Origin of the sequence: Ruminococcus sp. J1101004sp1_RTP21198st1_B9_RTP21198_201120, from assembly GCF_040924245.1 — a bacterium.
GTDB lineage: Bacteria > Bacillota > Clostridia > Lachnospirales > Lachnospiraceae > Blautia_A > Blautia_A faecis.
Genome location: NZ_JBCOMI010000032.1, coordinates 36,934 through 44,079 on the forward strand (window position 1 = coordinate 36,934; position 7,146 = coordinate 44,079).

Genomic DNA, 7,146 nt, shown 5'->3' on the forward strand with positions numbered 1-7,146 from the left:
CCCCCTTTATAGCCTTTTACATTATGTAAACTATATTTCAAAACATCAAATACATTATAAATAATCAGAAAGGACTTTCCCATGACCCAGGAAGCAATCCAGGAAATCATCCGCAAGCAGCGGAACTATTTTTATACAGGCGCTACCTTAAATATTGACTTTCGCATCACTGCCTTAAAACGGCTGCAAACCTCCATCCAGTCCCACCAGGAGCAGATCAATGCTGCCCTGAAGTCAGACCTTGGAAAAAGCAGCTTCGAGAGCTATATGTGCGAATCCGGTCTCGTTCTCAGCGAGATTACCTATATGCTGAAGCACATCCGCTCTCTTTCCAAAGAAAAAACAGTGCACACACCACTTGCCCAGTTCCATTCCAGAAGTTACATGAAGCCGTCCCCATACGGTGTCACCCTGATCATGAGTCCATGGAACTATCCCTTTCTTCTCACCTTTGATCCACTAGTAGACGCCATCGCCGCCGGAAACACTGCAGTATTAAAACCCAGTGCCTACTCTCCTGCCACCAGCAATATCATCTGCGAAATCGTCCGCGAATGTTTTCCGGAAGAATATGTAGCCGTTGTTATGGGTGGACGCCAGGAAAACTCCTGCCTTCTCCAGGAGCACTTTGACTACATCTTTTTCACCGGCAGCCAGGCTGTGGGAAAAGAGGTTATGCGCCATGCCAGCGAACACCTCACTCCTGTTACCCTGGAGCTTGGGGGAAAAAGCCCCTGCATTGTAGATAAATCTGCAAATATCAAGCTTGCCGCCAAACGTATTGTATTTGGAAAATATCTGAACTGTGGACAAACCTGCGTAGCCCCTGACTACATTTACTGTCACAGGGAAGTGAAGGATGAGCTTCTGAAGCAGATTCAGAAACAGATTCGTAAACAATTTGGTAAGTCACCTCTGGATAACAAAAATTACGGAAAGATCATCAACGAAAAGCATTTCAACCGCATTTTGAACCTGATCGATCCTGCCAAGGTTGTCTGTGGCGGCAATGCCCATCCGGAGACTTTACAGATCGAGCCTACCGTCATGGATCAGGTAACCTTTGAAGATGCCGTAATGCAGGAAGAAATTTTCGGTCCGGTAATGCCTGTCCTTACCTTTACTTCCATAGATGAAGTAATCCGAAATGTAAATTCCATGGCACATCCTCTGGCTCTTTACATTTTTGCCCAGGACAAAGCCATCTGCGAAAAAATCACCTCTGAATGTGGCTTCGGCGGTGGCTGTATCAATGATGTGATCATTCACCTCGCCACCAGCGAAATGCCATTCGGCGGCTTTGGCGAAAGCGGTATGGGAAGCTATCACGGCCAGAAAGGCTTCGAGACCTTTTCCCATTACAAGAGCATCGTAGACAAAAAAACCTGGATTGACCTGCCGATGAGGTATCAGCCTTATAGACGGATTTATGATAAGCTGATCCATATTTTCTTGAAATAAAGTGTTACTATTACTTTGGCTCGTTGCTCGCGTAAATAAAAAATAAGGAGGTCGAAACTATGTGTTTTAATTTCAATAGCTGCACCGAATTATTTAATGCGATTTGCAAAATGTTTAACATTGGTTGTTAATTAATATGACAAAAGAGCCGCATTTTTACTATGAAAGTTCCAAGTCCAAAGTTGACATGTCCCTTTCGTAAAAATGCAGCTCAATAACAATTATTCTACTCCCTTAATCCTTTCCACAATACTTCCATTCCAACCTGTGAGATCACTGTCCATAAAATTGGATACAATGGTTCTTGCAGCCTGGCTGTCCAGCATGGTCACAACACAAAGGTACACAGACAAACTGGCAGCCAGAGACAACAGTACCATAAAAGTCCTCTTCTTATCTTTTGTGAACTGTTCCCTGGAAAGTCTTGTGAGCAAATTTCCCTCTCCTGCTTTTCTTGTTTTTGATGCGTTATGAGAAGGACGATAGCCAAGTACCTCGATAGGCGAAACAGCAGCTTCCATTTTTGCAGGTTTCCGGCTGGCAAGAAAGATGATAATTCCAACACCAGGCTTGTCATGCACCTCCGGTTCACAGTAAAATCTTGTAAAAATCTGTGCCTGCCGCTCTGGTGCAATCCCTTTTCCATAAAAGCCGCCCCCAAAACTCCATATCCTGACTTTTTCAAAGAAAAACAGATTGCCTGGTTTAAATCATAGTCGTCTTGCATATAAGGAAACCCGCCGTCCCTGCTGATCTGTCACACGGGTTCGATAATACTGCGTTCCCTTCATACTCACCGTACCATAATCGGGAAGCATCATTCTTCTTGGTTCTCCATTTGAGAGCAGGGCGGCGATTGATAACATTAACTTGCTTTTCCCATCGCCGGGATTGCCCTGCAACAGAGTAACCTTGCCAAACGGAATATACGGATACCACAGCCATTTCACTTCTTTCGGCTCAATTTCGCTTGCCTTGATAATTTCAAGAGGTACAGTTACATTCATTTCATTTTCAATCATTTTCATAGTTCTTTGTTCTCCTTTTCGATAAATATTTTGGGCAATGCACCACAACACAGCGAAAACTCTGCTTACAGTCATTCCTGCATTTTCTGCAAAGTTCGTTGTAGGTAATGCGGTTTCGATCATTCAGAAACAACGCCCACTCTTGTTTCCGTTTCTTGCTCATTCTCGGCATATCAATCCACCTTTCCGTCTGAAAATAAAAACCACAGGAAAGATACATTAAGCCTTGTTTGTGTCATTTCTCGGGGCGAAAATCAGGGAAAATTTCCTTTCTAAGCCTTGCAAAAAATTGCAAGGTGTTTGTACTAACCTGTGGTTGTGTATGAAATTGTGGGTTTGGGTAACAAAAAACACCGTATTTCTACGGTGCGTTCTGTCAGATATATTCTGTTTTATGATTGCAGAAAACTGGAATTCACAGTTCTTCCATCCTTCCCATCTTCAGCGCCATAACAAGAGTTCCGGCTGCCATCACAAAGACACCAATTTCAATCACATAGATGGGAAGAAGCGCCGGACCTGCCACGGCAAAGAAGTCCACGATAAAATGAATCCCATATGCAAGAACCGCTGTAAAAGCCGCTGTCCTGCATTTGCCTGCCTTTACCGCCCGGTAGATCAGCAGTGACAACCCGATATGCAGAATGATGGCACTGATTCTTTCGATTCCGCTTACAAAAAAGAGTGGTGCCGGTGTTGTCCATAGGGCCGACAGCTGTGACACGGTCTGGTTTGCAGACTCAGCAGGAAGTGCCGCCAGCGTATTCTGCATGGCTCCGCTGTTGATCATCAGCATGGACACAAGATTGCTGATTCCGGAGAGTCCTCCGATCAGAATGGCCTCTACACCGCCATGCCCGATTCCATACATCAGTGCATTTGGAAAATCCAGCCATTTCTTCATCCAGAACTTCATGGCAATCAGTCTTCCGGTCTCTTCAAAAACCGCTGCAGCCAAAGCCGCGTACACATAGTAAAGCCATGGCCTGCTCTGTGCGTTCAGTCCGCAGAACTGAATGACAAGAACATGCAGCTGCTGCTCCAACAGCATGGCAAACAGCAGATAGGTTCCTGCTCCGATAAAGAACGAGGAAATCCTTGCCTTAAGCTTCACCCTTCCTGCAATGAACAAAGCAATCGGTACCCCCATCGAGAGGACAACGGAGCTGATAACTCCCGCTATCGCCAGACCTGATATTGTGTTCAATTCCATCTTTATACCTCCCTGATTCTCAAAAAATTCCTTTATTGTATTTGAACTGTCCATACAATATAAAGCCTAATCCGACAATAACTGCTGGAAGAATGATATAATCTATAATTATTTCACTCCAAAACGAAACAATAAAACCTAATACAAGAGATATTCCTATAATCAGCGTTCCTGTGCCGACTGTTTTTCCATACTTTGGTATATCTTCTTCCTTTACTTTTCGCCTGTTATAAGAGTGAATTGTGCTGATATTGCCTTTGATATTTACAATTCCCACAACAGATATGAACACTCCCAAAATCAACATTATAATATTTTCCATAATGACCTCCTAAAAATAGAATAGTTCCTCAAATTTTTTGTCCAATGCAATACAAAGAATTAGAGCCAATTTTGCAGTTGGATTAAACTGTCCTGTTTCAATAGAACTAATGGTATTTCTTGATACCCCTACCATTTCTGCAAGCTGAGCTTGAGAAAGATTTGCTTCTGTGCGAACTTCCTTTAAGTGATTTTTCAGTTGTAATTGTTCTTTCATATTCTCACCTCTAAAAGGTGGCTAACAAATCCAACAAATGCCAAAATGGAAAGCACAAAAAACAGAACAGTCAAGACCAAATCGCTCTTTCGCTTCATTTTGATAAAACGAACTAACCATTGTGTTGCAATAATGCTGAAGTATATAACCCACGGACTGTAAATCATAGTATGAGCAAGCACAGAAGATAACAGCGAAAGCAAACAACACACTAAAGCACCAACTCTGCTTGCGTGACTTCCGGCTTGATATATCACTTCCATTTCAGCCAAGTCCTTATTGCGATGTTCTTTTCTGCTTGCATTTAAGATTTCGTCCTTTTTCATAAAAACACCTCCATGCCAAGTTTTCTTTGCATATTTAAATTATATACATACCAAGTTTTCTTGTCAATAGAGTTCATAAAAAAGTTACAACCGATATAAGAGATAACTTTTCTACCACTTCGATTATACTCACGACTTAATGACTTCTTGAATACTTGCCGAAAAAGAAAAACTGCCATCGGTTTGACAGCAGTTCTTCTTCGGTTGGTATCCGTTAGGAATACACAATATCATTCAATACAATCTCATCGGCACAGGCTCGAATGTTATTCATCAATCCTATCCATCTCATCATATCCGCTGCTTTCAGTTCTTCCGTTACACCCTGCTTCTTTGCCATTTCCTTTATCAGATATTCCGCCATATCACGAGCCGAAGTATCAATTTCGGCAAGGTGTTCATATAACTTTCCGCTTGTCAGCAGATTAAAATATAGCACACGCTTATGTTCCCTCAAATATCGTTGCCGCAACCATCCGTATTTTGAAAGGGGAGGACTTTCCTCTACTGTCAGGCAGGGATAATAGTAATCTCCGATGAGTTCGTATCGGATACCTGTTCTTTCGTCTGTAATAAATCTTTGCATAGTGTTTTCTCCTTTTGCTTCTTGTGGTAAAACTCCAATGATTTTTTGTTGTGGTTTACCTTTGTACATTCATCTGAACAGAATTTCTGCTGACTGTGTGTAGGCCAGTAGGTACTGCCACACACAGCACATACACGCTGACGATAATAGTGATTGAAGAACGGTTACTGCGCTGTTGAAAAATGCCATAAATGTGTACCTCCTTGTACGATGCGCCCTAATGGGCTGATGAATAGTGAATGTCCCCCTGCATATGCACCTGCAAAAGGGCAAAAAAATAGCCAGGTCTCCCATTTCAATCAGAAACCTGGCTATGTAAAAAGGGCGGCTCACCGCCGCCCTCATCGTTAATATTCTGTGCTCAATAGAAAATCTGCAATGTGCATACTCTTAATGCCCTGGTAATTGCCTCCGGCAAATTCATCGGTTCTTAAAACATACTTCGGATAGTTATCCCGGATTTCCAGCAGCCGTTCATATTCGCGCTTTTCTGTTTTTTCGGATTTAATCTCCTGTGTGACCTGCACATACAACCGGTCATTCTGCTTCTGCGCCACAAAATCGACTTCACCATCCGGCGTTTTTCCAATCATCACGGTATATCCTCGTCTGCAAAGTTCCAGATACACCACATTTTCCAGACTGGAAGCAACGCTGTCTGGTGTATAGCCCAGCACGCTGTAACGTAAAGCGGTATCAGCAAGATAAAACTTCTCCTGCGTTTTCAGAATCTCCTTCCCGCGCAGGTCGTATCGAGAACAACGATGAAGAAGATATGCTTTCTCCAGCTTTTCCAGATAACTGTACACCGTTTCATTGTCGATTGAACGATGCTCCGATTTCAGATAATCCGAAATTGATTTTGCCGAGAATGAATTTCCCACATTCGCAAACGTGTACCGAACCACCCGTTCCAACTGGTCGATCTTACGAATCTGGTTTCTCTTTACGATATCCGAAAAAATTGTAGAATTATAGATGTCCCGGACAATCGTATAAACCTCATCCTGTGAATACTCTCGCAGGTGTGTTGCAGGGAAGCCACCCAAGCGGATATAGTCTGCCAGTTCAGCATGGATATCCTTTACCTGTGTATACTGCTTTTTAAATTCCAGATATTCCTGAAACGAAAGCGTATAGATACGGAAGGAAACATATCGTCCGGTCAAGTAAGTCGCTATTTCCGAAGACATCATTCTGGAATTGGAGCCTGTCACATAAAGGTCAACATCATAATCCGTTGCCAGGGAGTTTACTACTTTCTCCCAGCCTTCAATTTCCTGAACCTCATCCAGAAAGAGATACGTTCTCCCAGTTGGCTTTAGCTTTTCTTTGACAGCCTTGAACATATCCTTCGTTGTCATATCCTCATAATCCATAGAATCGAAGCGCATGCTGACAATCCTCTCAGACGGAACACCATGCTCCTGTTGCAGCTTCTCCATGATCATTTTAAGGACTGTGGATTTTCCGCAGCGGCGAACACCCGTCAACACTTTTACAAAAGGTGTGTCGGTGTAGGCCATAATCTTATCGACGTAGAGCGGTCTGTCTATCATAGGAACCACCTCCATGGTTCCATAATACCGCAAGCGCATAAAAAAATCAATAGGTTTTGCGATTACAAACCGCAACTTTCATTGATTTTCATTGACTTTTTCGGATTGTGTCGAATTCTGTTTCTTTGCAGTTTCAGAATATCGTAGTTTAACCCAAAAGTCCAGAAAGCAGCAGCACCAGAGTCGTGCCGATCAGTACCACGCCGCCGCCAGCATACAGGCAGCGTCAAAGGACGCATGGCGAATAACAATCCGACAGTAGGTATCATGGGCATAACGGATATGTTCTTGATAGGCTTCCTGTTCGGTCATGGAAAATCCCCCTTTCTTCGATTATGGGAAAGGGCTGTCGGGAAATTGAACCGCTCCCCGTCAAGTAGACAATTGAAAAAATATAAATTTTTCCTGCCAGCAGAAATTTATCTGCTGGCAGTT

8 protein-coding genes and 3 pseudogenes are annotated in these 7,146 nt (G+C 43.0%); 1 reads left to right on the forward strand and 10 read right to left on the reverse strand.

Translation table 11 applies throughout. From position 1 onward, the window contains the following. The first annotated feature begins 81 nt into the window (after positions 1–81). On the forward strand, positions 82–1,461 hold the full coding sequence (locus AB5618_RS17625) for an aldehyde dehydrogenase (RefSeq protein WP_173735106.1): 1,380 nt from the start codon (positions 82–84) through the stop codon (positions 1,459–1,461). A gap of 539 nt (positions 1,462–2,000) precedes the next feature. Here AB5618_RS17625 and AB5618_RS17630 read toward each other — a convergent pair. From AB5618_RS17630 to AB5618_RS17675, 10 genes and pseudogenes are all read right to left on the reverse strand, one after another. Then, positions 2,001–2,105: pseudogene (locus tag AB5618_RS17630) on the reverse strand (sensor histidine kinase); the annotation flags it as partial. Between the two features lie 186 nt (positions 2,106–2,291). Beyond that, a pseudogene (locus AB5618_RS17635) lies at positions 2,292–2,540 on the reverse strand (AAA family ATPase); the annotation flags it as partial. Then, positions 2,476–2,661: a hypothetical protein gene (locus tag AB5618_RS17640; RefSeq protein ID WP_226854288.1), complete on the reverse strand. Its 186-nt coding sequence runs from the start codon at positions 2,659–2,661 to the stop codon at positions 2,476–2,478. The gene AB5618_RS17640 and the pseudogene AB5618_RS17635, both read right to left, overlap by 65 nt. Positions 2,662–2,904: 243 nt before the next feature. Then, positions 2,905–3,702: a YhfC family intramembrane metalloprotease gene (locus tag AB5618_RS17645; protein WP_244095555.1), complete on the reverse strand. Its 798-nt coding sequence runs from the start codon at positions 3,700–3,702 to the stop codon at positions 2,905–2,907. Between the two features lie 19 nt (positions 3,703–3,721). Beyond that, entirely contained in the window at positions 3,722–4,024 is a 303-nt protein-coding gene (locus AB5618_RS17650) for a hypothetical protein (RefSeq protein ID WP_008121271.1), read from the reverse strand. Between the two features lie 9 nt (positions 4,025–4,033). Then, positions 4,034–4,240: a helix-turn-helix transcriptional regulator gene (locus tag AB5618_RS17655; RefSeq protein WP_003865061.1), complete on the reverse strand. Its 207-nt coding sequence runs from the start codon at positions 4,238–4,240 to the stop codon at positions 4,034–4,036. Next, positions 4,237–4,566, reverse strand: coding sequence for a DUF6442 family protein (locus tag AB5618_RS17660; RefSeq protein WP_173735108.1), 330 nt, complete (start codon positions 4,564–4,566; stop codon positions 4,237–4,239). The genes AB5618_RS17655 and AB5618_RS17660 overlap by 4 nt, the downstream gene beginning before the upstream one ends. A gap of 214 nt (positions 4,567–4,780) precedes the next feature. After that, on the reverse strand, positions 4,781–5,152 hold the full coding sequence (locus AB5618_RS17665) for a TnpV protein (RefSeq protein WP_173735109.1): 372 nt from the start codon (positions 5,150–5,152) through the stop codon (positions 4,781–4,783). Between the two features lie 347 nt (positions 5,153–5,499). Continuing rightward, entirely contained in the window at positions 5,500–6,711 is a 1,212-nt protein-coding gene (locus AB5618_RS17670) for an ATP-binding protein (protein ID WP_173735110.1), read from the reverse strand. 198 nt (positions 6,712–6,909) lie between these two features. Next, positions 6,910–7,023, reverse strand: a pseudogene (locus AB5618_RS17675) (sigma-70 family RNA polymerase sigma factor); the annotation flags it as partial. Positions 7,024–7,146: the final 123 nt, after the last annotated feature.